General features: G+C 62.9%; 18 protein-coding genes, 2 tRNA genes and 3 rRNA genes. 13 read left to right on the top strand and 10 right to left on the bottom strand.

Annotated elements, in window-relative coordinates; all coding sequences use genetic code 11:
* Window positions 1–39: 39 nt before the first annotated feature.
* From AC5WJ1_RS15050 to rpe, 4 genes are all read right to left on the bottom strand, one after another.
* On the bottom strand, window positions 40–609 hold the full coding sequence (locus tag AC5WJ1_RS15050) for an aminodeoxychorismate/anthranilate synthase component II (protein ID WP_133093522.1): 570 nt from the start codon (window positions 607–609) through the stop codon (window positions 40–42).
* 20 nt (window positions 610–629) lie between these two features.
* Window positions 630–2,159: an anthranilate synthase component I gene (trpE, locus tag AC5WJ1_RS15045; protein WP_133093523.1), complete on the bottom strand. Its 1,530-nt coding sequence runs from the start codon at window positions 2,157–2,159 to the stop codon at window positions 630–632.
* Window positions 2,160–2,621: 462 nt separating this feature from the next.
* Window positions 2,622–3,365 (bottom strand): phosphoglycolate phosphatase, encoded by a 744-nt coding sequence (gene gph, locus AC5WJ1_RS15040; RefSeq protein ID WP_135705991.1) that lies wholly within the window; start codon window positions 3,363–3,365, stop codon window positions 2,622–2,624.
* Window positions 3,362–4,063 carry a ribulose-phosphate 3-epimerase gene (gene rpe / locus AC5WJ1_RS15035; protein ID WP_133093525.1) on the bottom strand — a complete coding sequence of 234 codons (702 nt, stop codon included), beginning with the start codon at window positions 4,061–4,063 and terminating at the stop codon, window positions 3,362–3,364. The genes gph and rpe overlap by 4 nt, the downstream gene beginning before the upstream one ends.
* Before the next feature lie 240 nt (window positions 4,064–4,303).
* Here rpe and apaG point away from each other — a divergent pair, with 240 nt between their 5' ends.
* On the top strand, window positions 4,304–4,678 hold the full coding sequence (apaG, locus tag AC5WJ1_RS15030) for a Co2+/Mg2+ efflux facilitator ApaG/CorD (protein ID WP_012353991.1): 375 nt from the start codon (window positions 4,304–4,306) through the stop codon (window positions 4,676–4,678).
* Between the two features lie 42 nt (window positions 4,679–4,720).
* Here the strand turns inward: apaG and AC5WJ1_RS15025 are convergent, their stop codons facing one another.
* Complete coding sequence (locus AC5WJ1_RS15025; RefSeq protein WP_133093526.1) at window positions 4,721–4,942, bottom strand: hypothetical protein; 222 nt, start codon at window positions 4,940–4,942, stop codon at window positions 4,721–4,723.
* Window positions 4,943–5,070: 128 nt separating this feature from the next.
* On the opposite strand from AC5WJ1_RS15025, the gene mltA reads away from it, so the two are divergent.
* Window positions 5,071–6,213, top strand: a complete 1,143-nt coding sequence (mltA, locus tag AC5WJ1_RS15020; protein ID WP_195431006.1) for a murein transglycosylase A — start codon at window positions 5,071–5,073, stop codon at window positions 6,211–6,213.
* A 111-nt stretch (window positions 6,214–6,324) separates the two neighbouring features.
* Here the strand turns inward: mltA and paaK are convergent, their stop codons facing one another.
* The 3 genes from paaK to paaG are packed head-to-tail and all read right to left on the bottom strand — an operon-like array spanning window position 6,325 to window position 8,992.
* Window positions 6,325–7,629, bottom strand: a complete 1,305-nt coding sequence (gene paaK, locus AC5WJ1_RS15015; protein WP_135705989.1) for a phenylacetate--CoA ligase PaaK — start codon at window positions 7,627–7,629, stop codon at window positions 6,325–6,327.
* A 44-nt stretch (window positions 7,630–7,673) separates the two neighbouring features.
* Window positions 7,674–8,117 carry a hydroxyphenylacetyl-CoA thioesterase PaaI gene (paaI, locus tag AC5WJ1_RS15010; RefSeq protein ID WP_133093529.1) on the bottom strand — a complete coding sequence of 148 codons (444 nt, stop codon included), beginning with the start codon at window positions 8,115–8,117 and terminating at the stop codon, window positions 7,674–7,676.
* Between the two features lie 50 nt (window positions 8,118–8,167).
* Window positions 8,168–8,992, bottom strand: a complete 825-nt coding sequence (gene paaG / locus AC5WJ1_RS15005) for a 2-(1,2-epoxy-1,2-dihydrophenyl)acetyl-CoA isomerase PaaG (RefSeq protein WP_434033371.1) — start codon at window positions 8,990–8,992, stop codon at window positions 8,168–8,170.
* A gap of 320 nt (window positions 8,993–9,312) precedes the next feature.
* On the opposite strand from paaG, the gene AC5WJ1_RS15000 reads away from it, so the two are divergent.
* The 10 genes from AC5WJ1_RS15000 (at window position 9,313) to AC5WJ1_RS14955 (ending at window position 19,815) form a co-directional block, all read left to right on the top strand.
* On the top strand, window positions 9,313–10,104 hold the full coding sequence (locus AC5WJ1_RS15000) for an amino acid ABC transporter substrate-binding protein (RefSeq protein ID WP_135705988.1): 792 nt from the start codon (window positions 9,313–9,315) through the stop codon (window positions 10,102–10,104).
* Window positions 10,105–10,224: 120 nt separating this feature from the next.
* Complete coding sequence (locus tag AC5WJ1_RS14995) at window positions 10,225–10,878, top strand: amino acid ABC transporter permease (protein ID WP_029048313.1); 654 nt, start codon at window positions 10,225–10,227, stop codon at window positions 10,876–10,878.
* Between the two features lie 37 nt (window positions 10,879–10,915).
* Complete coding sequence (locus tag AC5WJ1_RS14990) at window positions 10,916–11,668, top strand: amino acid ABC transporter ATP-binding protein (RefSeq protein ID WP_135706316.1); 753 nt, start codon at window positions 10,916–10,918, stop codon at window positions 11,666–11,668.
* Window positions 11,669–11,763: 95 nt separating this feature from the next.
* On the top strand, window positions 11,764–12,540 hold the full coding sequence (locus tag AC5WJ1_RS14985; RefSeq protein ID WP_133093532.1) for an enoyl-CoA hydratase: 777 nt from the start codon (window positions 11,764–11,766) through the stop codon (window positions 12,538–12,540).
* A gap of 575 nt (window positions 12,541–13,115) precedes the next feature.
* Window positions 13,116–14,645, top strand: a 16S ribosomal RNA gene (locus AC5WJ1_RS14980).
* A gap of 62 nt (window positions 14,646–14,707) precedes the next feature.
* Window positions 14,708–14,784: transfer RNA gene (locus AC5WJ1_RS14975), tRNA-Ile, on the top strand.
* An 11-nt stretch (window positions 14,785–14,795) separates the two neighbouring features.
* A tRNA-Ala gene (locus AC5WJ1_RS14970) sits at window positions 14,796–14,871 on the top strand.
* Window positions 14,872–15,179: 308 nt separating this feature from the next.
* Window positions 15,180–18,057: ribosomal RNA gene (locus AC5WJ1_RS14965) — 23S ribosomal RNA — on the top strand.
* 115 nt (window positions 18,058–18,172) lie between these two features.
* Window positions 18,173–18,286, top strand: a 5S ribosomal RNA gene (rrf, locus tag AC5WJ1_RS14960).
* The 16S, 23S and 5S rRNA genes sit together here with 2 tRNA genes alongside, the layout of an rRNA operon.
* Window positions 18,287–18,837: 551 nt before the next feature.
* On the top strand, window positions 18,838–19,815 hold the full coding sequence (locus AC5WJ1_RS14955; protein ID WP_135705987.1) for a DUF3047 domain-containing protein: 978 nt from the start codon (window positions 18,838–18,840) through the stop codon (window positions 19,813–19,815).
* Between the two features lie 16 nt (window positions 19,816–19,831).
* Here AC5WJ1_RS14955 and AC5WJ1_RS14950 read toward each other — a convergent pair whose 3' ends face one another.
* Window positions 19,832–20,857: a DUF2891 domain-containing protein gene (locus AC5WJ1_RS14950; protein ID WP_135705986.1), complete on the bottom strand. Its 1,026-nt coding sequence runs from the start codon at window positions 20,855–20,857 to the stop codon at window positions 19,832–19,834.
* 75 nt (window positions 20,858–20,932) lie between these two features.
* Entirely contained in the window at window positions 20,933–22,126 is a 1,194-nt protein-coding gene (locus AC5WJ1_RS14945; protein ID WP_133097972.1) for a M20 aminoacylase family protein, read from the bottom strand.
* A 345-nt stretch (window positions 22,127–22,471) separates the two neighbouring features.
* On the opposite strand from AC5WJ1_RS14945, the gene AC5WJ1_RS14940 reads away from it, so the two are divergent.
* A complete protein-coding gene (locus tag AC5WJ1_RS14940) occupies window positions 22,472–24,058 on the top strand; it encodes an ABC transporter substrate-binding protein (RefSeq protein WP_133097973.1) in 1,587 nt (528 codons plus the stop codon).
* Window positions 24,059–24,138: the final 80 nt, after the last annotated feature.

Here is a 24,138-nt window from a genome sequence, read left to right as displayed (position 1 = left end):
TGGCGTGTTGGGTGCTGGAAGGCGCGGCGTCGAGCAGTCTCATCGCGGCGCCTTGACGAAGTTGGCCAGCATCGCATGGCCATGCTCGGACAGGATCGACTCGGGATGGAACTGCACGCCTTCGATGGCGAGCGCCTTGTGGCGCACGCCCATGATTTCGCCGTCCGGGGTCCAGGCGGTGATCTCCAGGCAATCGGGCAGGGTCTCGCGCTCGATTGCCAGTGAATGATAGCGCGTCACGTCGAAGTGCTTGGGCAGGCCGCTGAACACGCCTTGCTGCGTGGTCTCGATGGTGCTGACCTTGCCGTGCATCACCTGCTTGGCGCGGATCACCTTGCCGCCGAACGCCTCGCCGATAGCCTGGTGGCCCAGGCACACGCCCAGCATCGGCACCTTGCCGGCAAAATGCTGCAGCGCCGCCACCGAGATACCGGCTTCCTTGGGGCTGCACGGGCCGGGCGAGACGCAGATATGGTCGGGCTTCATCGCCTCGATCTCTTCGATGGTGATCTCGTCGTTGCGGTAGGTGTGCACCTCCACCCCCAGTTCGCCAAAGTATTGGACCAGGTTGTAGGTGAACGAATCGTAGTTGTCGATCATCAGCAGCATGGCGTCTGTCTCCTGTTCTCTCAGATATCGGAGTCCAGGCCATCCTGGACCTGCTCGGCGGCGCGGATCACGGCGCGCGCCTTGGCTTCGGTTTCCCTCCATTCGGCCTCGGGGTCCGAATCGGCAACGATGCCGGCGGCGGCCTGCACGTAGAGATTGCCGTCCTTGATGATGCCGGTGCGGATGGCAATGGCCAGGTCCATCTCGCCGCCGAACGAGAGGTAGCCCACCGCGCCGCCGTAGATGCCGCGCTTGCGCGGCTCCAGCTCGTCGATGATTTCCATCGCATGCACCTTGGGCGCGCCCGACAGCGTGCCGGCGGGAAAGGTCGCGCGCAGCACGTCGAGGTTGCTCATGCCTTCGCGCAGCGTGCCTTCGACCGAGCTGACGATATGCTGCACGTGCGAGTACTTCTCGATCACCATCTTGTCGGTGACCTTGACCGAGCCGGTCTGGGCGATGCGGCCGATATCGTTGCGCGCCAGGTCGATCAGCATCACGTGCTCGGCGATTTCCTTGGGATCGTTGAGCAGCTCGGTGGCAAGCTGGGCGTCCTTTTCCGGCGTATTGCCGCGCGGACGGGTGCCGGCCAGCGGGCGGATGGTGACGATGTGTTCGCTGCGGGTGTCGCCGCCGTTGTCGCCATTGGTGCCGACCTTGCGTTCCTCCTGGCGCACCAGGATTTCCGGCGACGCGCCCACCACCTGGAAGTCGCCGAAGTTGTAGAAATACATGTACGGCGACGGGTTCAGCGAACGCAGAGCGCGGTACAGCGACAGCGGCGAGTCGCGGTAGGGCTTCATCAGCCGCTGGCCGATCTGCACCTGCATCATGTCGCCGGCCATGATGTATTCCTTGGCCTTGTGCACGGCGTTCAGGTAGTCCGCCTTGGCGAATTCGCGGTAGACCTCGGTCTGCACCGACGGGCTGGTTACCGGCACGTCCACCGGCTGGCGCAGCTTCATGCGCAGCTCGCGCAGGCGCTGGCGGGCGCGGGGATAGGCTTCGGGCGTGGTCGGGTCGGCGTAGACGATCAGGTAGAGCTTGCCCGACAGGTTGTCGATCACGGCCAGCTCTTCGCACAGCAGCAGCTGGATATCGGGCAGGTTCAGGTCGTCGGGCTTCTGCGTGCTGGCGAGTTTCTTCTCGATATAGCGCACCGCGTCGTAGCCGAAGTAGCCGGCCAGGCCGCCGCAGAAGCGGGGCAGGCCCGGGCGCAGCGCGACCTTGAAGCGGCCTTCAAACTCGGCGATGAAGTCGAGCGGATTGCCTTCGTGCGTTTCCACCACCTTGCCGTCGGTCACCACCTCGGTGCGGTTGCCGAAGGCGCGCAGCAGCGTGCGCGCATGCAGGCCGATGAAGGAATAGCGCCCGAAGCGCTCGCCGCCGACCACCGACTCCAGCAGGAAGGTGTTGACCCCGCGCGTCTGCGACTGGGCCAGCTTCAGGTACAGCGACAGCGGCGTTTCCAGGTCGGCAAAGGCCTCGGCGATCAGCGGGATGCGGTTGTAGCCCTGGTCGGCCAGCGATTTGAATTCCAGTTCGGTCATGTCGGTCCTCTTGCGGTCCTCTTGTGCGGCGTCGCTGCGCGATGAGGTTGGGCGCGGCGCCGCATTTCGGCAATCAGGCTGGAGCGAATGGATACCCGCCCCGTTTGGCGGGCCGTGGTGCAGGCAAGTTGCGGACAAGACTGCACACGGCCGGGGAAGGGCGTGCGGCGCGTTCTTGAGCTAAACGTAGCAGAGAATTTCCGCTGCGCTGGCTTTTGGCGGGTTTGGGTGGGATGCCCGGCACGGGGTTGGACCCTCAGCCGGTTGTCACGACGCCCTCGGGTAGAGGGCGCGTCAGCAGACTCGCGAACGCACTTTACGCCTGTTGGAAGGCGCGCCAGCGACGCCAGGGCCAAGCCTGCCGATCACTGCCAGAAGAGATGCGTTTGCGGTTGAGAAACATTGAATGTTCAGGGATTTCAGTCGCGATCGACCTGATGATCGACCTTGTTGAGAGCGACCCTATCGATGACCTGCCCGGTGTGCCGCAAACAGCGCTGCGGCGTGGGCAATGGTGTCGACTATACCATCGGCCTCGACGGCTTGTACAGGATTGCCATGGTTGTAGCCATAGGGCACCAGCAGCACGCCCATGCCCGCCGCTCGGGCCGCCTGGGCGTCGTTTTCCGAGTCACCAAGGGCCGCCATCGCCGACGGATCCAGCCGGAACACTTCCGCCACCTTGAGCAGCGGGAACGGGTCGGGCTTGCGCAGCTGGAACGCATCGCCGCCGTAGACCAGCTCGAAATATGCCGCCAGCCCGGTCTTGGCCAGCAGCGGCTCGGTGAAGCCGAAGGGCTTGTTGGTCACGCAGGCCAGCCTCAGGCCGGCTGTCTTCATTGCCGCCAGGCCTTCGCGAACGCCCGGGTAGACCTGCGAGAACTGGCCGTTGATGCGGATGTACTCGCGGTCGTACAGCGCGTAGGCATCGGCAAAGAGGCTGTTGGCGTGCAGCGGCGAGAAGCGCGCGTCGAGCACGCGCCGGATCAGGTTTTCCGAGCCCTTGCCGACGTAGCTGACGATTTCCTGCTCGGACATCGGCGCCACCGGCCCCAGGTTGGGGTGCTGGCGGCCCAGCGCCAGCAGCATGGCGTTGATCGAGGCGTGGAAGTCGCCCGCCGTATCGACCATGGTGCCGTCCAGGTCGACGATCACCCCTTCGATGCCGCTCCAGTCGGTGCGGCGCAGTGCCACGCCCGCAGTCATCGGCCAACCTTCGCCAGTTCGCCGCGCAGCGCCGAGATGATGCCGCGGTAGCCGCCGTCGCCGTCGGGCTTGCCGAACACGGCCGAGCCCGCCACGAACGTGTCTGCGCCGGCCGCGGCGATCTCGGCGATATTGTCGACCTTCACGCCGCCGTCCACTTCCAGCAGGATGGTGCGGCCGGTGCGGGCAGTGTATGCGTCGATACGCTGGCGCACCGCGCGCAGCTTGTTCAGCGTCTCGGGGATGAACGACTGGCCGCCGAAGCCGGGGTTGACCGACATCAGCAGGATCACGTCCAGGCGGTCCATCACGTGGTCCAGGTGGTGCAGCGGGGTGGCGGGGTTGAACACCAGGCCGGCCTGGCAGCCGTTATCGCGGATCAGCGCGAGCGAGCGGTCGACGTGCTCGCTGGCTTCCGGGTGGAAGGTGATGATATTGGCGCCGGCCTTGGCAAAGTCCGGGATGATCCGGTCTACCGGGCGCACCATCAGGTGCACGTCGATGGGGGCGGTCACGTGGGGACGGATCGCCTCGCACACCAGCGGGCCCACGGTCAGGTTGGGCACGTAATGGTTGTCCATCACGTCGAAGTGGATCCAGTCGGCGCCGGCCTCGGTCACGCGGCGGACTTCCTCGCCCAGGCGGGCGAAATCGGCGGACAGGATGGAGGGGGCGATGCGGAAGGTGGGTTGGGTCATTTTGGCGGGCGGTGAATGCAGGGAATGCTGTTATCGCCGCTGCGGCGGGCCGAAGGCGCCGCCGCAGCAGGGGCGGCCGGGGCGCACGGCGGGCGGCGGCAAGGCGTTGAAAGACCGATATTCTACGCCCGCCCGGTGCGATCGCGTCCGGCCGGCACCCTTGCCCGTCCCGCGGCCATCCCGCACAATGCGGCTACCCCATTCCCCTGCCGGCCGATGCTGCCGCCGGCCCTGCCCAAGATGAGCGAATACGCCTTCTCCGTGTCGGTGCGCACCCAGTACCTGCCGGACCAGTCCGATCCCGAGCGCGGGCGCCATGCCTTCGCCTACACCATCACCATCCACAACACTGGCGAGGTGGCGGCGCAGCTGATCTCGCGCCACTGGATCATCACCGACAGCGACAACGGCACGCAGGAAGTCGCCGGCCTGGGCGTGGTGGGCCACCAGCCGCTGCTGAAGCCGGGCGAGCATTTCGAATACACCAGCTGGGCCACCATCTCGACGCCGGTCGGGTCGATGAAGGGCGAATACTTCTGCGTGGCCGAGGACGGCCACCGTTTCGAGGTGCCGATCCCCGAATTCGCGCTGGTGCTGCCGCGCATGCTGCACTGAGCGCGCGCCCAGCCGGAAGCCGGGAAGCCTCGAAGCGGGAACCTACTGGCGCTTCGCGCTGTCCTGTTCCTGCGCCGGCGTTTGCCGGCCCTGCGTGGATTCCTGCGGCTGGCGCGACGGGTGGTCGTCGGGCGCGCGGGTCGGGCGCGGGTTCTTTTTGGCCGTGCCCATGGTCCAGACCACGATAAAGATCAGCAGGAACAGCGCCACGCCGGCCTCGAGGGCGAACAGCAGCATGGGATGGGCTTCGAAGAACTTGCTCATGGCGGATGCGGCGGTGGCGATGACAGATGACAGATGACGGTGGGATTGTAGGGCAACTGCCCGGTGCGATCCCTGCCGGGCCGGCACCGGTCGCGGGACACTGCGCGGGACACTGAACAACAAGCAAGATGGCATACGCGGATTCGCTTTCGATTTCTCTCCCAGGTTTCACTGCGCGCGCTGGCGCCCGTGCCCGCGCCTGGCTGGCGCTCGCCGGCGCCGGCGCGCTGCTGGCCGGCTGCATGAGCGGCCCGCCGCCGCGCATCGAGACCGGCCCGTCCGGCAGCACGCCGCCCGCTTCGTCGACCCAGAAAGGCCAGCTGCAGGCCGCCAGCTGGAACGACATCGGCGGCTGGACCCAGGACGACGTGCGCGCGGCCTGGCCCGCGCTGCAGGCCAGCTGCCAGGCGCTGAAGAAGCGCGCCGAGTGGAGCCGAGCCTGCGCCGCCGGCATGATGGTCGACGCCGGTGACCTCAACGCCATGCGCGCCTATTTCGAGACCAACTTCCAGCCGTTCCGCGTGGTCAACGGCGACGGCACCGACAGCGGGCTGATCACCGGCTACTACGAGCCCATCCTGCACGGCTCGCGCACGCGGCAGGGGCGCTTCCAGGTGCCGCTTTACCGCAAGCCGGCGCAGTTCGGCAACCGCCCGCTGCCGGGCCGCGCCGAGCTGCTGCAGAACCCGGCCATGCGCGGCAACGAGCTGGTGTGGGTGGATGACGCGGTCGAGGCCGCCTTCCTGCAGATCCAGGGCTCGGGCCGGATCCGCATGGCGGACGGCACCATGATGCGGGTCGGCTTCGGCGGCACCAACGACCAGCCGTTCCGCTCGTTCGGCAAATGGCTGCTGGACCGCGGCGAGATCACGCCGGCGCAGGCCACCATGCAGGGCATCAAGGCGTGGGCGCGGGCCAACCCGGGGCGCGTCGACGAGATGCTGAACGTCAATCCTCGCTTCGTGTTCTTCCGCGAGCTGCCGCCGAACAATGACGGCCCGGTGGGCGCGCTGGGCGTGCCGCTGACCGCCGAGCGCTCGATCGCGGTGGACCCCGCCACCATTCCGCTGGGCGTGCCGGTGTTCCTGTCGACCACGCGCCCGCTGTCGACCGAACCGATCCAGCGGCTGATGTTTGCGCAGGATACGGGCAGCGCCATCAAGGGCGGCGTGCGCGCCGATTTCTTCTGGGGCGCCGGCGATGCGGCGGGCGAGACGGCGGGGCGGATGAAGCAGGGCGGCCGGATGTGGGTGCTGATGCCGCGTAGCTGAGGCCAGCCGATCAGGCTAATACTGCGAATGTTGTCTCCCCTCTCCCCCAACCGCTCTCCCGCAAGCGGGAGAGGGGAGCAAAGCGGCGGAATTCTTAATGGCCCTGGGCCATCACCGCGGCCGCTGGTCCACGATCCGCTTCGCCTTCCCCACCGAACGCTCGATGCCTCCCTCCGGCAGCACCTCGATGGTGGCGGTCACCCCGATATAAGACTTGATCTCGTGCGCCAGCCGCTCGCGCGCAGACTGCGCACGCGCCAGCTCGCTGCCATGGGCGCATTCCACACGCACCGTCAACGTATCCATATGGCCGTCCTTGCCCAGCACGCACTGGTAGTGCGGCGCCAGCTCGGCCTGCTTCAGGATCAGTTCCTCGATCTGTGACGGGAACACGTTGACGCCGCGCACGATCATCATGTCGTCGGTCCGGCCGGTGACCTTTTCCATGCGGCGGAAGGCCGGCCGCGCCGTACCCGGCAGCAAGCGGGTCAGGTCGCGGGTCCGGTAGCGCACCACCGGCATCGCTTCCTTGGTCAGCGAGGTAAAGACCAGCTCGCCGAATTCGCCATCGGGCAGCACTTCGCCGGTATTCGGGTCGATGATTTCCGGGTAGAAGTGGTCTTCCCAGATGGTCGGGCCGTCCTTGGTTTCGGCGCATTCATTGGCCACGCCCGGGCCCATCACCTCGGACAGCCCGTAGATATCGACCGCGGAAATGCCCATGCGCTTCTCGATCGCCAGCCGCATTTCGGGCGTCCACGGCTCGGCGCCGAAGATGCCCACGCGCAGCGAGCTGGTGGCCGGGTCGACGCCCTGGCGCTCGAACTCGTCGGCGATCGCCAGCATGTAGCTGGGCGTGACCATGATGATCTCGGGCTTGAAGTCCAGGATCAGCTGGACCTGGCGCTCGGTCTGGCCGCCGCCGAACGGGATTGCCGTCAGGCCGGCTTTCTCGACGCCGTAGTGCGCGCCCAGCCCGCCGGTGAAGAGGCCGTAGCCATAGCTGATATGTACCTTGTCGCCCCGGCGCGCGCCGGAGGCCCGGATCGAGCGCGCCATCACCGTCGCCCAGTTATCAATGTCCTGGAGCGTGTAGCCGACCACCGTGGGCTTGCCGGTGGTGCCGGACGAAGCATGCACGCGCGCCACGCGGTCCTGCGGCACGGCGAACATGCCGAACGGGTAATTGTCGCGCAGGTCCTGCTTGCTGGTGAACGGAAAGCGCGCCAGGTCGGCCAGCGATTGCAGCTGGTCGGGATGGACGCCGGCCTCGTCGAACTTGCGGCGGTACACCGGCGAATTGGCGTAGGCGTGGTGGAGCGACCATTTCAGCCGCTCCAGCTGCAGGGCCTGCAGCTCGGCGCGGCTGGCGGTCTCGATCGGGTCCAGGGGCAGATCGGTCAGGCGCGTGCTCATGTCGTCTCCTGCACGGGGGGCGGTTATCTTGGTGGCTGCGGTGTTCAGGCGACGGTATCCGGCGGCACGACATGGCCCTTGATATGCGCCGACTTGCCGCGGAACAACGCCACCACCTCGCCGGCGGCGTTGGTCACGCGGATGTCGTAGATGCCGTGGCGGCCCGACAGGGTCTGCTCGATCCCCTCTGCGGTCAGCACGTCGCCGCCGTGCACGGGTTTGAGGAACTCGATGCTGCAGCCGGCTGCCACGGTATTGATGTTATGGCTGTTGCAGGCGAACGCGAAGGTCGAATCGGCCAGCGTGAACATCAGGCCGCCGTGGCAGATGCCGTGGCCGTTCAGGAATTCATTGCGTACCGGCATGGTCAGCCGGGCATAGCCGGGGCGGACCGCTTCAACGGTGATCCCGAGCCAGCGGCTGCAGGTGTCGGCTTCATACATGGCGGCCGCGGCCGCTTCGGCGAGGGCCTGGGGGTCCTTGTGCAACGTGGTCTCCTTGGGGGGCGGGGTGGCGCCGTGCAGGCGCCCTGAAGCGCTTACTTGCCGGTAAATCGGGCGGCGCGCTTTTCCAGGAAGGCATTGACGCCTTCCGCATAGTCCGCCGACTGGCCGAGCTCACGCTGCAGGTCGCGTTCCAGGTCGAGCTGGGTGTCGAGGGTGGCGGTCGCGCTGGCGTACATGGCGCGCTTGATCGAGGCCAGCGCCCGGGTCGGCTGCGCGGCCAGGTGCGTGGCCAGCGCCAGCGCCTGCTCGGGCAGCAGCGGATCGTCCATGGCTTCCCAGATCAGGCCCCATTTCTCGGCTTCCTCGGCGGACAGGCGCTCGCCGGTCATCGCCAGCCCGAGCGCGCGCGCCATGCCGATGCGCTTGGGCAGCAGCCAGGTGCCGCCGGAATCCGGCACCAGCCCGATCTTGACGAAGGCCTGGATAAAGTTGGCCGAGCGCGCGGCCAGCACCATGTCGCAGGCCAGCGCCAGGTTGGCGCCGGCGCCGGCGGCGGTGCCGTTGACTGCGGCTACCACCGGCAATGGCAGCGCCTGCAGCCGACGGATCAGCGGGTTGAACCAGGTGTCGATCAGTTCGCCGAGGTCGGTCATCCGGCCGGGCGTGAAATCCAGGTCGGCCAGGTCCTGACCAGCGCAGAAGCCGCGCCCGGCGCCGGTCAGCAGCAGCGCCCGCGCGCCGCCGGCCTCGACATGGTCGAGCGCCTGCTGCAGCGCCTTGTGCATCTCGCGGGTGAAGCTGTTGAGCTTGTCGGGGCGGTTCAGCGTGATTACCGCGACGGACCCCTGCCATTGGAGCAGGATGGGGCCGGCATCGAGGCTGACCGGCTGGCCAGCGGGCGTGGACATCGGGGGCATGTTTGTCTCCTGCCTGGTGTTCTTTGCGGTCGGCGCGGGGCTGGCGCCGCTAAAATAAACCGACCAGTCGGTCGGCAAATGGTAGCACTAAATACTGCATGCGTGAGCTATTCGCTCAGCGTAAGGGCGCCGGACCGAGGTGCCTTATTAGTACTAACCCGCGATCGCGTTCCGCAATCGGGATGGCGACCGCAATGCCGGCACCCCGTGTCGCTCTATAATCGCGCTGCCAACAACAATTGCAGCATCGCTGGTGCCCGTTACGCGCCGGCACGCAAGACTGTTTCACTGATTCCCCCATTTCCGCACTGGATCTCCCTATGAAGAAGTTCGCAGCACTCCTTTTGGCCTCGTCCGTGGCGCTGTTCGCCGCGTGCGGCAAGAACGAATCCGCACCGGCCGCCGGCACGGGCAGCGCCGCCGCCAGCAAGATCATCGTCGGCCTGGATGACAATTTCCCGCCCATGGGCTTCCGCGATACCAATAACGAGCTGGCCGGCTTCGATATCGATATGGCGAAAGAGGCCAGCCGCCGTCTCGGCATGGCCGTCGAATTCAAGCCGATCGACTGGAGCGCCAAGGAAGCCGAACTGAACGGCAAGCGCGTGGACGTGCTGTGGAACGGGCTGACCATCACCGACGAGCGCAAGAAGAACATCAGCTTCACCGCGCCCTATATGACCAACCACCAGATCGTCATCGTCGGCACCAATTCGCCGGTGAAGGCCAAGGCGGACCTGGCCGGCCGCATCGTCGGCGCGCAGGACGGCAGCAGCGCGGTGGACGCCATCAAGAAGGAAGGCCAGGTCTCCGCCAGCCTGAAGGAGCTCAAGACTTTCGGCGACAACGTGACAGCACTGATGGACCTGTCCGCCGGCCGCCTCGACGCGATCGTGGTGGATGAAGTGGTGGGCCGCTACCTGATCAGCAAGCGCGCCGGCGAATACCGCGTGCTCGAAGAGAACTTCGGTACCGAGGAGTACGGCGTCGGCGTCCGCAAGGATGACGCCGATCTGCTCGGCAAGCTCGACAAGACCCTGGCATCGATGAAGCAGGACGGCACCGCCGCCCGCATCGCCACCCAGTGGTTCGGCACCGATATCACCAAGTAATCCAGGCGCCAGCCGGCGCCCTGCGCGGTTCGGGCAGGGTGCCGGCTTCCTTCCGGACTCGGGCGCTGGCCGCGCGACGGCCCGCTGCCTGGAATCCTTCCTCCTTCTGTTCGCGCGAACATGGATTACGTCTTATCTCTACTGGGGCCATTGGCGCAGGGTGCGAAAGTCACGCTCACCCTGTTCGTCATCACGCTCGCCCTGTCGGTGCCGCTGGGGCTGGCGCTGGCGCTCGCGCGCATCTCGTCATGGCCGCTGCTGAGCGGTGCGGTCAATGGCTACATCTGGCTGATGCGCGGTACGCCGCTGATGCTGCAGATGCTGTTTATCTATTTCGCGCTGCCGTTCGTGCCGGTCATCGGCGTGAGGCTGCCCGATTTTCCCGCGGCGGTGGTGGCGTTCGCGCTCAACTACGCCGCGTACTTCGCGGAAATCTTCCGCGCCGGGATCAAGTCCGTCGACCGCGGCCAGTATGAAGCCAGCAAGGCGCTGGGCATGACGTACTTCCAGACCATGCGCCGGGTCGTGCTGCCGCAGATGGTCAGCCGCGTCCTGCCGCCGGTCAGCAATGAAACCATCACGCTGATCAAGGACACGTCGCTGATCTACGTGCTCGCCCTCAACGATATCCTGCGCACCGCGCGCGGCATCGTGCAGCGCGATTTCACGACCACGCCTTTCCTGGTCGCCGCGCTGTTTTATCTGGTGATGACGCTGATTCTGACCTGGTTCTTCCAGAATCTCGAAAAACGCTATGCCAAACATGATGACTAGCCCGAATGGCGCCACCTCTGACCAAGCGCCCGGCATCATGATCGCGGCGCGGGACATCTTCAAGTCGTTCGGATCGCTGCAGGTCCTGCGCGGCGTCTCGCTGACGCTGCGCAAGGGCGATGTCACCGCGGTGATCGGGCCGTCGGGCTCGGGCAAGAGCACCTTGCTGCGCTGCCTGAACCATCTCGAGGTGATCGACCGCGGCACCATCGACATCGAAGGCGAAGCGCTGGCGGCCGCTGGCCCCGACGGTGCCTCCAGGTATGTGCCGGAGGCGGAAGTCCGCCGCATCTGCCGCAAGATGGGTATGGTGTTCCAGTCGTTCAACCTGTTCCCGCACATGACGGTGCTGCAGAACATCATCGAGGCACCGATGACCGTCAAGGGGCTGTCGCGCGACGCGGCGGTGCCCAAGGCCGAGGAACTGTTGCGCAAGGTCGGGCTGCTGGCCAAGCGGGACAACTATCCGGCGCGCCTGTCCGGCGGGCAGAAGCAGCGCGTGGCGATTGCGCGCGCGCTGGCGATGGAGCCCGACATCATGCTGTTCGACGAGCCGACCTCCGCGCTCGATCCGGAACTGACCGGGGAAGTACTGCGCACCATGCGGCAACTGGCGGACGAGCATATGACCATGCTGGTTGTCACGCATGAGATGGGGTTTGCGCGCGAAGTGGCCAACCACGTCGTGTTCATGGACGAGGGCAGGATCCTCGAGGAAGGCGCGCCTGCCGAGGTGTTCGGCTCTCCCGCCCATGCACGCACCCGGGAATTCCTGGCGCACATGCTCTGAACAGGGAACAGCGCCGCCAGGCCGCGACAGGTGGCAGAATAGCCCGCAGCCGGTGGCGGACGCTGCCATTTGATTGCCAATACATAGGAGAAGACATGCCGTACGAAAACATCCTGGTCGAGACGCGCGGCCGCGTTGGTCTGGTTACGCTGAACCGCCCCAAGGCGCTGAACGCGCTCAACGACGCGCTGATGGATGAACTGGGTGCCGCGCTGACGGCGTTCGACCAGGATGAGGGCATCGGCGCCATCGTCATTACCGGCAGCGACCGCGCCTTCGCCGCCGGCGCCGATATCGGCATGATGGCCAAGTACTCCTTCATGGATGTCTACAAGGGCGACTACATCACCCGCAACTGGGAAACCATCCGCAAGATCCGTAAGCCGGTGATTGCTGGCGTGGCGGGGTACGCGCTGGGCGGTGGCTGCGAACTGGCGATGATGTGCGACATCATCATCGCGGCGGACTCGGCCAAGTTCGGCCAGCCGGAGGTCAAGCTCGGCACCATGCCCGGCGCCGGCGGCACGCAGCGCCTGCCGCGCGCGGTGTCCAAGGCCAAGGCGATGGACCTGTGCCTGACCTCGCGCATGATGGACGCCGCCGAAGCCGAGCGCTCGGGCCTGGTGTCGCGCGTGGTGCCGGCCGACAAGCTGCTGGACGAAGTGCTGGCCGCCGCCGAAACCATCGCCGGGTTCTCGCTGCCGGTGGTCATGATGATCAAGGAGTCGGTCAACGCCGCTTACGAGACCACGCTCAATGAAGGCGTGCACTTCGAGCGCCGGCTGTTCCATTCCACCTTTGCCAGTGAAGACCAGAAGGAAGGCATGGCCGCTTTCGTAGAGAAGCGCGCCCCTAATTTCCAGCATCGCTGAAAACTTGATAGGGGAATACCTGACGGCAGCGCGGGGGTATTCAAGGGCCGCCGCGCTGGCCATCTTGAGGTTTTCCTTTATTGCTCAAAGGGTTACGACATAATCACGCGAACCCCTAGCTGAGCGCTGTGACAAAGATGTTGCAAGGTCCGTGGAACCGGCCTAATATTCGCCCCCTCGCAACACACAACGCAGCGCTGCAAGGCAGACGCAGCAAGGGTTGCGAGGTCGACCGCAAGGTTGGCGCAGCGAAGTTGGCAGCGCTGGCCGCAGCAAAAAAAGATTGCTGCAACGGTTGACGAAACGAAGAAAGCTCTGCATAATCTCGTTTCTCTGCTGCAGACAACGCAGCGCGCTGAACGGCAAAGCCGGGAAGCGAAGTTCTTTAACAAACAAACAACCGATAAGTGTGGGCGCTGGGTAGCGGACGCCGCTGTCTTCGGACAGTGTTGCTTCACAAGTTATACAGTGCTCGCACAGCAAAACGTGACTGGGTCTTCGGATCTGGTCAGTCAGTTTTCTGAGAGTGAGCGACCGCTCGAAAGAGCGAGGGTCTTCGGACCCACACAGAGATTGAACTGAAGAGTTTGATCCTGGCTCAGATTGAACGCTGGCGGCATGCCTTACACATGCAAGTCGAACGGCAGCACGGGCTTCGGCCTGGTGGCGAGTGGCGAACGGGTGAGTAATACATCGGAACGTGCCCTGTAGTGGGGGATAACTAGTCGAAAGATTAGCTAATACCGCATACGACCTGAGGGTGAAAGCGGGGGACCGTAAGGCCTCGCGCTACAGGAGCGGCCGATGTCTGATTAGCTAGTTGGTGGGGTAAGAGCCTACCAAGGCGACGATCAGTAGCTGGTCTGAGAGGACGATCAGCCACACTGGGACTGAGACACGGCCCAGACTCCTACGGGAGGCAGCAGTGGGGAATTTTGGACAATGGGGGCAACCCTGATCCAGCAATGCCGCGTGTGTGAAGAAGGCCTTCGGGTTGTAAAGCACTTTTGTCCGGAAAGAAATCGCGCTGGTTAATACCTGGCGTGGATGACGGTACCGGAAGAATAAGCACCGGCTAACTACGTGCCAGCAGCCGCGGTAATACGTAGGGTGCGAGCGTTAATCGGAATTACTGGGCGTAAAGCGTGCGCAGGCGGTTTGATAAGACAGGCGTGAAATCCCCGAGCTTAACTTGGGAATGGCGCTTGTGACTGTCAGGCTAGAGTATGTCAGAGGGGGGTAGAATTCCACGTGTAGCAGTGAAATGCGTAGAGATGTGGAGGAATACCGATGGCGAAGGCAGCCCCCTGGGACGTCACTGACGCTCATGCACGAAAGCGTGGGGAGCAAACAGGATTAGATACCCTGGTAGTCCACGCCCTAAACGATGTCAACTAGTTGTTGGGGATTCATTTCTTCAGTAACGTAGCTAACGCGTGAAGTTGACCGCCTGGGGAGTACGGTCGCAAGATTAAAACTCAAAGGAATTGACGGGGACCCGCACAAGCGGTGGATGATGTGGATTAATTCGATGCAACGCGAAAAACCTTACCTACCCTTGACATGCCACTAACGAAGCAGAGATGCCTTAGGTGCCCGAAAGGGAAAGTGGACACAGGTGCTGCATGGCTGTCGTCAGCTCGTGTCGTGAGATGTTGGGTTAAGTCCCGCAACGAGCGCAACCCTTGTCTCTAGTTGCTACGCAAGAGCACTCTAGAGAGACTGCCGGTGACAAACCGGAGGAAGGTGGGGATGACGTCAAGTCCTCATGGCCCTTATGGGTAGGGCTTCACACGTCATACAATGGTGCGTACAGAGGGTTGCCAACCCGCGAGGGGAGCTAATCCCAGAAACGCATCGTAGTCCGGATCGTAGTCTGCAACTCGACTACGTGAAGCTGGAATCGCTAGTAATCGCGGATCAGCATGCCGCGGTGAATACGTTCCCGGGTCTTGTACACACCGCCCGTCACACCATGGGAGTGGGTTTTGCCAGAAGTAGTTAGCCTAACCGCAAGGAGGGCGATTACCACGGCAGGGTTCATGACTGGGGTGAAGTCGTAACAAGGTAGCCGTATCGGAAGGTGCGGCTGGATCACCTCCTTTCCAGAGGCTTGTGTCTCAAGCCTAGCGTTCACACTTATCGGTTTGTTTGCTGTTACAGCCAAGGGTCTGTAGCTCAGGTGGTTAGAGCACCGTCTTGATAAGGCGGGGGTCGTAGGTTCAAGTCCTACCAGACCCACCAAGTTATCCGAGGGGGGATTAGCTCAGCTGGGAGAGCACCTGCTTTGCAAGCAGGGGGTCGTCGGTTCGATCCCGTCATCCTCCACCACTGCCTGGTAACTTTGGTTGGCCGCCAAATGCAAGCGCTTAAGAATTGAGCGTTTGCATTTGGCATTGCCAAGCGATCGCGGGTCTGACCTGCGGATCGGCTGTTCTTTAACAATATGGGATGTAGTAAAGGTGTCGCGCGAGCGTTGATGAGACGCTGCAGTAGCAAACGCGATACCGGGTTGTGATTGTATCAACCAAAATGTATTTAAAGTGATCGAAAGATGACTTGGAATACGGCACAAATGCGAGAACTCAACCTGTAGTGAGCGGTGTCATGAGCGCAAGCTTGAGACACACTTGTTATAGGGTCAAGCGAACAAGTGCATGTGGTGGATGCCTTGGCGATCACAGGCGATGAAGGACGCGGTAGCCTGCGAAAAGCTTCGGGGAGCTGGCAAACAAGCTTTGATCCGGAGATGTCCGAATGGGGAAACCCGGCCCGTATGGGTCATCCCACACTGAATCCATAGGTGTGGGAAGCGAACGCGGCGAACTGAAACATCTAAGTAGCTGCAGGAACAGAAATCAACCGAGATTCCCAAAGTAGTGGCGAACGAAATGGGAAGAGCCTTGTACTCTTTAGCAGTGTTGTTAGCAGAACGGGATGGAAAGCCCGGCCCTAGCAGGTGATAGCCCTGTATGCGAAAACAGCGTTGTGGAACTAGGTGTACGACAAGTAGGGCGGGACACGTGAAATCCTGTCTGAAGATGGGGGGACCATCCTCCAAGGCTAAATACTCGTGATCGACCGATAGTGAACCAGTACCGTGAGGGAAAGGCGAAAAGAACCCCGGGAGGGGAGTGAAATAGATCCTGAAACCGCATGCATACAAACAGTCGGAGCCTGGAAACGGGTGACGGCGTACCTTTTGTATAATGGGTCAGCGACTTACATTCAGTGGCAAGCTTAACCGATTAGGGCAGGCGTAGCGAAAGCGAGTCCGAACAGGGCGTTGAGTCGCTGGGTGTAGACCCGAAACCAGATGATCTATCCATGGCCAGGTTGAAGGTGCGGTAACACGTACTGGAGGACCGAACCCACTAACGTTGAAAAGTTAGGGGATGAGCTGTGGATAGGGGTGAAAGGCTAAACAAATCTGGAAATAGCTGGTTCTCTCCGAAAACTATTTAGGTAGTGCCTCGTGTCTCACCTTCGGGGGTAGAGCACTGTCATGGTTGGGGGGTCTATTGCTGATTACCCCGCCATAGCAAACTCCGAATACCGAAGAGTGCAATCACGGGAGACAGACATCGGGTGCTAACGTCCGGTGTCAAGAGGGAAACAACCCAGACCGCCAGCTAAGGTCCCCAAATATAGCTAAGTGGGAAACGAAGTGGGAAGGCTAAAACAGTCAGGAGGTTGGCTTAGAAGCAGCCACCCTTTAAAGAAAGCGTAATAGCTCACTGATCGAGTCGTCCTGCGCGGAAGATGTAACGGGGCTAAGCTATATACCGAAGCTGCGGACGCACGCAAGTGCGTGGTAGGAGAGCGTTCTGTAAGCCTGTGAAGGTGTCTTGTAAAGGATGCTGGAGGTATCAGAAGTGCGAATGCTGACATGAGTAGCGATAAAGGGGGTGAAAGGCCCCCTCGCCGTAAGCCCAAGGTTTCCTACGCAACGTTCATCGGCGTAGGGTGAGTCGGCCCCTAAGGCGAGGCAGAGATGCGTAGCTGATGGGAAGCAGGTTAATATTCCTGCACCGTCGTATGATGCGATGGGGGGACGGATCGCGGAAGGTTGTCCGGGTGTTGGAAGTCCCGGTCCCTGCATTGGAGAAGGCGCTCAGGCAAATCCGGGCGCGGGATTCAAGGATGTGGGGCGAGCGGCCTAGTGCTGCGAAGCAATTGGAAGTGGTTCCAAGAAAAGCCTCTAAGCTTCAGTCATACGAGACCGTACCGCAAACCGACACAGGTGGGCGAGATGAGTATTCTAAGGCGCTTGAGAGAACTCGGGAGAAGGAACTCGGCAAATTGGTACCGTAACTTCGGGATAAGGTACGCCCTGGTAGCTTGACTGGCCTGCGCCAGAAGGGTGAAGGGGTTGCAATAAAATGGTGGCTGCGACTGTTTAATAAAAACACAGCACTCTGCAAACACGAAAGTGGACGTATAGGGTGTGACGCCTGCCCGGTGCCGGAAGATTAAATGATGGGGTGCAAGCTCTTGATTGAAGTCCCGGTAAACGGCGGCCGTAACTATAACGGTCCTAAGGTAGCGAAATTCCTTGTCGGGTAAGTTCCGACCTGCACGAATGGCGTAACGATGGCCACACTGTCTCCTCCCGAGACTCAGCGAAGTTGAAGTGTTTGTGATGATGCAATCTCCCCGCGGCTAGACGGAAAGACCCCATGAACCTTTACTGTAGCTTTGCATTGGACTTTGAACCGATCTGTGTAGGATAGGTGGGAGGCTTTGAAGCGTGGACGCCAGTTCACGTGGAGCCGTCCTTGAAATACCACCCTGGTTTGTTTGAGGTTCTAACCTTGGCCCGTGAATCCGGGTCGGGACAGTGCATGGTAGGCAGTTTGACTGGGGCGGTCTCCTCCCAAAGTGTAACGGAGGAGTTCGAAGGTACGCTTGGTACGGTCGGACATCGTACCTAAAGTGCAATGGCAAAAGCGTGCTTAACTGCGAGACCGACAAGTCGAGCAGGTGCGAAAGCAGGACATAGTGATCCGGTGGTTCTGAATGGAAGGGCCATCGCTCAACGGATAAAAGGTACTCTGGGGATAACAGGCTGATACCGCCCAAGAGTTCATATCGACGGCGGTGTTTGGCACCTCGATGTCGGCTCATCTCATCCTGGGGCTGTAGCCGGTCCCAAGGGTATGGCTGTTCGCCATTTAAAGAGGTACGTGAGCTGGGTTTAAAACGTCGTGAGACAGTTTGGTCCCTATCTGCCGTGGGCGTTGGAATCTTGACGGGGGCTGCTCCTAGTACGAGAGGACCGGAGTGGACGTACCGCTGGTGTACCTGTTGTCTCGCCAGAGGCATCGCAGGGTAGCTATGTACGGAAGAGATAACCGCTGAAAGCATCTAAGCGGGAAACTCGCCTGAAGATGAGGATTCCCTGGAGGCTTGACCTCCTTGAAGGGTCGTTCGAGACCAGGACGTTGATAGGCTGGGTGTGGAAGCGCAGTAATGCGTTAAGCTAACCAGTACTAATTGCCCGTAAGGCTTGATCCTATAACCAGTGTGTTTCACCTGGTGTGTGTGATCGTGTCTGTGCCAGATACGCACAACCCCAACTACATCCCGATTCGTGACGCTGGCTTGAACCCCAGCGCCACAACCCCTCATGCCTGGTGACCATAGCGAGCTGGAACCACCCCTTCCCATCCCGAACAGGACCGTGAAACAGCTCCGCGCCGATGATAGTGCGGATTACCCGTGTGAAAGTAGGTCATCGCCAGGCTCTTATTGTGCAAAACCCCTCGACAGCGTGTGCTGCGAGGGGTTTTTGCTTTTTGAGTTTTGATTTTTGCTACAAGGTGGTTGGCGCCATGCTGGCGTTGCTGGTGACAGCTGTCGGCCGTTGAAGCGCCTGGTTCCGCCCTCCTGGGCGGGTCACTTATATGAACGCGCCCCGTTTGCAAGGTAAGACGACCATTCTGGCTTGAGCAGGACTGGTTGCAGACTTATATCCGGCCTTGCGGTCTGTCGGTTCAACGGCCGACAGCACGTCATCAGCAGCGACGGCGAAGCCTCAACGGCGGGCCTGTCACCAACCGCGACAAAGCCGCTCCCACAACCGACAACACCTCACAAACGGCGACAACATCAAAAACCCCGTTGTATTCCCGCCGCATCCCGGGTACGTCAGCATTCCGGCCCCGCAAACCTTCTGCTATGTTCGACCTTTAAGTGTCCACAAGCGGCACGAAGCCGTTTGCAGGCAGCAAGCAGTGAGCAATAGACAGGTCCTTGCCAAGGAAGCAGGGCCAGTTTCGGGATTCGAGGGGTTACATGACGGCCAAGGTGTTTCGGCTGGTTTTTACTGGCGCGGCCAGCGCGCTGATGCTGGCAGGATGCGCATCCATTTCTCCTGGTTCCACGGGTTCTTCCGCTTCCACTGCTGACACGCCATCCCTGGCAACGGCCTCGGCGGTCGATTGTCAGGCGTTTGCCAAGCGCATGGGCGCTTACGCCGCGGCCCAGGTCGCCGCCGAGCAGCGCGCGGCCGGCGGCGAGGTTGCGCCGGCCGCCCCGAGCGATCCGCTTGCCGCCGCCAGTGCCCGGGCTGCGGAGGCAGACGCCGGGGACGACGGTGAAGACGCCGCCGACGAGCCCCAGACCCGTGCCACGCTGCCGCTGTTCTCGGTTGCCCCGCGTGACGGCCGCCTGCCGATCGGCTGGCAGCCCTGGACCATCAACCGCAACAAGACCCCGACGCGCTATTCGATAGTCGAAGTCGACCAGCGCGTCGTCGTCCACGCGCAGGCCGAAAGCTCGGCGTCAGGCCTCTACGTTCCCCTGCACGACCGCGATGCCGGCATGGTGCGCTGGAGCTGGAAGACCAGCGGCATCATCCGCAATGCCGACAACAGCCACGGTCCGCGCGAGGATTCTCCGCTGCGCCTGTTCGTCGCCTTCGATGGCGACAAGGGCAGCCTGCCGCTGAAAGACCAGCTGATGTACGAGATGGCACGGCTCACCACCGGGCGGGAAATGCCCTACGCCACACTGATGTATATCTGGGGCGGCAAGCGCGCCGAAGGCTCGGTGGTGGCCAATCCGCATACCGACCGTGTGCGCATGATCGTGGTCGATAGCGGCACGAAGCATGCCAATGAGTGGCGATGCCACGAACGCGACCTGCGCGCCGATTACCGCAAGGCGTTCGGCACCGATCCTGGGCGAGTGATTGCGGTCGGCATCATGACCGATACCGACAACACCCGGAGCAACGCGGAATCCTGGTACGGGGACATCGCGCTGGACTGATGGCAAAGCGGCGGCTTCAGCCGCCGACCGGCTCGGCCATCGCCAGCACCGCGAACGAGGCCAGCCAGTGTGTCGAGACATACTCGCCGGCAACGGCATAGGGCAGCGATGCCTCGATATGGTCGGACCAGGCGCGCACGGCCAGCGGGCGCAGCGATTCCGGCAACGCCGGCTCCAGCAGGCGCCAGCACCAGGCGCGCGACAGGTTCAGCCCGTCGAGATGTGACGTCTTGGGATCGCTGCGATTAGCGACCTCCACTGGCGTCAGCCAGTTGGCCAGTTCCGCCGCGCCCGGCACGAACATTTCCCACCATTGCCCGAATGCGCTGCCGTCCATGACGGCATGCATCAATACGGCTTCGGTCATGCCGCCCGACAGGAACTCATCGCCGCCTGGCTCATAGCGCGCCGGATAGCTGCGGTCGTGCCCGAACCAGCGGTGCGCGCGCCGCACAATGGCGCGCCGCAAGGCCGTGTCCTGCGTCGCGCGCGCGTAGGCCAGCGCCATTACGCAGGCAAAGGCGCTGTTGAAGTGCGTGCCGGTGCGCACCGGGAAATCCGCCGCGTCCAGAAACTCGGCCAATTGCCGCGACAGGTGCGAGGCGAGCGGCGCGCACGCGTCGGCCCATGCCGCGGCGCGCGGATCCTGCTGCGCCAGTGCCAGCAATTCCGCCTGCAGCTTCAGCACCCAGCCCCAGCCATACGGACGTTCGAACGTCCGCGAACCGGGTCGATGGAAATAGTCCAGTTCGACCGCGATATGCTGCGGCCGCAGCTGCGCGTCGAGGGCATCGCGGAGTTCGGCAGCTTCATCGAGGTCCGGGTACAGCGCCAGCAGCCGCACCAGCAGCCAGTGCATATGCACGCTCGAATGCCAGTCGTAGCTGCCGCAGAAGGCCGGGTGCCAGGTCGCCGGCTCGGCCACGTCGCCGGTGGCGCACATCATGTGATCCACCTTGTACGGATAGCGGCGCAGGATATTGTCCAGCGCCACGCGCGCAAAGCTGCGCGCCGTCCCGCGATCAAGCGCCGAGCGGCCCATGCAGATGCTCCCCCTGTCTTGCGCGAATGCGCTGTTATCGATTTTGCCTGCAGGCTGCGCCTTGAGTTCTAGTTGTCACGCGGGCGCCAGCCATTTCTCCACCAGCCGCACGAAGAAGGTCGAGCCCACCGGCAGCAGTTCGTCGTTGAAATCGTAGCTGGGGTTATGCAGCATGCAGGGCCCCATGCCATGCCCGCTGTCGCGATGCGCGCCGTCGCCGTTGCCGAGGAACAGGTAGCAGCCTGGCTTTTCCTGCAGCATGAAGGAGAAATCCTCGGCGCCCATGGTCGGCTCGATATCGCTGTCGACATTGGCTTCGCCCACCAGTTCGGCGGCCACCGTGGCGGCAAAGCCGGTCTCGGCCTCGGTATTGATCGTGGGCGGATAGTTGCGGTGGAATTCGTAGTCGACGGTGCAGTCGAACGCGCTCGCGACGGCGCGGGACACTTCCTCCATGCGGCGCTCGATCAGGTCGAGCACCGGCACCGTGAACGTGCGCACCGTGCCCCCGATCCAGGCTTCGTTCGGCACGATATTGGTGGCGTCGCCGGCATGGAACTGCGTGACCGAGATCACTGCGGTATCGATCGGGCGCTTGTTTCGGGTGATGATCCCTTGCAGCGCCGAGACGATCTGCGCGGCAGTGAAGACCGGATCGTTGCCATTGTGCGGCATGGCCGCATGCGCACCCTTGCCGCGCACGACGATGCGGAATTCATTGCTCGAAGCCATCAGCGGACCCACGCGCGTGCCGAAAGCGCCGACCGGCATGCCGGGCCAGTTGTGCACGCCGAACACCGCATCGCAGGGAAAACGCGAGAACAGCCCGTCCTTGATCATCTCGCGCGCGCCGCCACCGCCTTCCTCGGCCGGCTGGAAGATCAGGTGCACGGTGCCGTCGAAGGGCTTGTGCTGCGCCAGGTAGCGCGCCGCGCCGAGCAGCATCGCGGTATGGCCATCGTGGCCGCACGCATGCATCTTGCCCGCATGCTGCGAACAGTGGCCGAAGGTGTTGGCCTCTTGCAGCGGCAGGGCGTCCATGTCGGCGCGCAGGCCGATGGTGCGCGCGCTGCCGCCATTGCGGATCACCCCGACCAGCCCGGTGGTGCCGAGGCCGCGATGCACTTCGATGCCCCACGACTCGAGGTTGCGGGCGACCACGTCGGCGGTGCGCTGTTCTTCGAAGCAGAGTTCCGGATGCGCGTGGATATCGCGGCGGATCGCGCGGATTTCAGCTTGCGCCTGCAGGATTTCGGGGATGAGCTTCATGATGCCGGAGTCTGGGCGTGGCGCGCCGGGTAGGCGTCGGATACCCCCGATCATACGATGCCTCTCGGAAAAGCGCCAAAATGCGCCGGTTCGTGCCTCATGCAGCGAATGGCGCGGTGCAATATGCCAAACGGTGTGGGTTTCCCCGCATTGCCGGGATATGTCGACTGCTGGAACAGTTCATGCTTGAAGTGTCCGGCCGGCAAATTGCCGTTTTGCGCTGCATCGCTGCGCCAGATAGCGCACCAAAAAGCAGCGCCCGTGCGCGACCTGCCGCGTGACCCGCGGCGCGTGCATTGCCGATCCTAAAACGTCTGCTTCACTTCCTACAGGGAGAATTGCGCGATGTCCCTTCGCACTTTCAAGAAGGCAATCGGTGTTGTCGCCGTGGCCGGGGCCCTTGGCCTGGCATGGTCCGGCAGCGCCCAGGCCGCGGACCTCAAACTGGCCATGAGTTCGCCGCCGACCTCGATGGATCCGCATTTCTACAACCTGTTCTCCAATATCAACGTGTCGGAGCACATCTTCGACTCGCTGGTGAAGATGGACCCGGACAGCCGCATCATTCCCGGCCTGGCCGAGTCCTGGAAGCTGGTCAACAACCTGACCTGGGAATTCAAGATCCGCCAGGGCGTGAAGTTCCATGACGGTTCCGAGCTGACCACCGAAGACATCGTCTGGTCGCTGGACCGCCCGGCTACCATCCAGAACAGCCCGGGCAAGTTCGATGTCTACACCAAGGCGATCGTCAACAAGAAGGTGATCGACAAGTACACCATCCAGCTGACCACCAACAAGCCGTACCCGCTGATGCTGAACGACCTGACGTCGATCTTCATCGTGCAGAAAAAGGCGACGCAGGGCCTGAGCTCGGACGACTTCGCCCAGGGCAAGGGCATGATCGGCACCGGGCCGTTCAAGTTCGTCAGCTACGCCCGCGACGACCGGGTCGAACTGGTGCGCAACGACAACTACTGGGGCGCCAAGCCGGCGTGGGAAAAGGCCACGCTGCGCTTCATCCCGAATCCGGCCACGCGTCTGGCGGCGCTGCTGTCGGGCGACGTGCAGGCGATCGAGAACGTGCCGACGCCCGACCTGCCCAAGGTGCGGCAGGATCCCAAGCTGTCGTTCTTTTCCAAGATCTCGCACCGCGTGATCTACCTGTATTTCGATGCCAAGCGCGACAAGTCGCCCTACGTCACCACGAAGGAAGGCGCGCCGCTGGACAAGAACCCGCTGAAGGATGCGCGCGTGCGCAATGCCATCAGCATGGCGATCAACCGGCAGGGCATCAAGGACCGCCTGATGGAAGGCCTGTCGGAGCCGACCAACAACCTGGTGCCGCCCACGCTGTTCGGCTACAACCCCAACCTGAAGACGGTCAAGTACGACCCCGAAGGCGCCAAGAAGCTGCTGGCCCAGGCAGGCTACCCGAACGGCTTCGGCGTGACGCTGCACACGCCCAACAACCGCTACGTCAACGACGAGAAGATCGCGCAGACGATCGCGCAGAACCTGACCCGCATCGGCATCGCCACCAAGGTCGAAGGCATGCCGATGGCGACGTACTCGTCCAAGGGCATCAAGCACGAGTGGTCGTTCGGCCTGCTCGGGTGGGGCGCGCAGACCGGCGAGGTCAGCTCGCCGCTGCGCGCGCTGCTGGCGTGCGAGGACAGCAAGAAGGGCTTTGGCACCACCAACTGGGGTGAATACTGCAACCCCAAGATGGATGTGGTGCTGGAACAGGCGCTGTCTACCGTGAATGACGCCGAACGCTCCAAGATGCTGCAGGAAGCCACCGCGATCGCGATCAACGATGGCGGTATCATCCCGATCCACCAGCAGGTGACCACCTGGGCCACGCAGAAGGGCATCGTCTACGTGCCGCGTACCGACGAGCGCACCTACGCGCATAACTTCAAGCCCCAGTAAGTCAAGCCCCGGTAAGCAGGCTGCCTGCTGCTGAGTTCGCGGTGCCGCGCATGGCTGCCGCGCCGCCTGGAAGCGCATGG

This window comes from Cupriavidus sp. MEYA8, from assembly GCF_059278825.1.
The sequence above is the reverse complement of the archived record's forward strand: the minus strand, read 5'-3'. Positions and strand labels throughout refer to the sequence as shown.

What these genes read in the sequence shown, in the direction of transcription:
- AC5WJ1_RS15050 (WP_133093522.1), bottom strand. Translation starts at nt 609, where the DNA reads ATGCTGCTGATGATCGACAACTACGATTCGTTCACCTACAACCTGGTC.
- trpE (WP_133093523.1), bottom strand. Translation starts at nt 2,159, where the DNA reads ATGACCGAACTGGAATTCAAATCGCTGGCCGACCAGGGCTACAACCGC.
- gph (WP_135705991.1), bottom strand. Translation starts at nt 3,365, where the DNA reads ATGACTGCGGGCGTGGCACTGCGCCGCACCGACTGGAGCGGCATCGAA.
- rpe (WP_133093525.1), bottom strand. Translation starts at nt 4,063, where the DNA reads ATGACCCAACCCACCTTCCGCATCGCCCCCTCCATCCTGTCCGCCGAT.
- apaG (WP_012353991.1), top strand. Translation starts at nt 4,304, where the DNA reads ATGAGCGAATACGCCTTCTCCGTGTCGGTGCGCACCCAGTACCTGCCG.
- AC5WJ1_RS15025 (WP_133093526.1), bottom strand. Translation starts at nt 4,942, where the DNA reads ATGAGCAAGTTCTTCGAAGCCCATCCCATGCTGCTGTTCGCCCTCGAG.
- mltA (WP_195431006.1), top strand. Translation starts at nt 5,071, where the DNA reads ATGGCATACGCGGATTCGCTTTCGATTTCTCTCCCAGGTTTCACTGCG.
- paaK (WP_135705989.1), bottom strand. Translation starts at nt 7,629, where the DNA reads ATGAGCACGCGCCTGACCGATCTGCCCCTGGACCCGATCGAGACCGCC.
- paaG (WP_434033371.1), bottom strand. Translation starts at nt 8,992, where the DNA reads ATGCCCCCGATGTCCACGCCCGCTGGCCAGCCGGTCAGCCTCGATGCC.
- AC5WJ1_RS15000 (WP_135705988.1), top strand. Translation starts at nt 9,313, where the DNA reads ATGAAGAAGTTCGCAGCACTCCTTTTGGCCTCGTCCGTGGCGCTGTTC.
- AC5WJ1_RS14995 (WP_029048313.1), top strand. Translation starts at nt 10,225, where the DNA reads ATGGATTACGTCTTATCTCTACTGGGGCCATTGGCGCAGGGTGCGAAA.
- AC5WJ1_RS14990 (WP_135706316.1), top strand. Translation starts at nt 10,916, where the DNA reads ATGATCGCGGCGCGGGACATCTTCAAGTCGTTCGGATCGCTGCAGGTC.
- AC5WJ1_RS14985 (WP_133093532.1), top strand. Translation starts at nt 11,764, where the DNA reads ATGCCGTACGAAAACATCCTGGTCGAGACGCGCGGCCGCGTTGGTCTG.
- AC5WJ1_RS14955 (WP_135705987.1), top strand. Translation starts at nt 18,838, where the DNA reads ATGACGGCCAAGGTGTTTCGGCTGGTTTTTACTGGCGCGGCCAGCGCG.
- AC5WJ1_RS14950 (WP_135705986.1), bottom strand. Translation starts at nt 20,857, where the DNA reads ATGGGCCGCTCGGCGCTTGATCGCGGGACGGCGCGCAGCTTTGCGCGC.
- AC5WJ1_RS14945 (WP_133097972.1), bottom strand. Translation starts at nt 22,126, where the DNA reads ATGAAGCTCATCCCCGAAATCCTGCAGGCGCAAGCTGAAATCCGCGCG.
- AC5WJ1_RS14940 (WP_133097973.1), top strand. Translation starts at nt 22,472, where the DNA reads ATGTCCCTTCGCACTTTCAAGAAGGCAATCGGTGTTGTCGCCGTGGCC.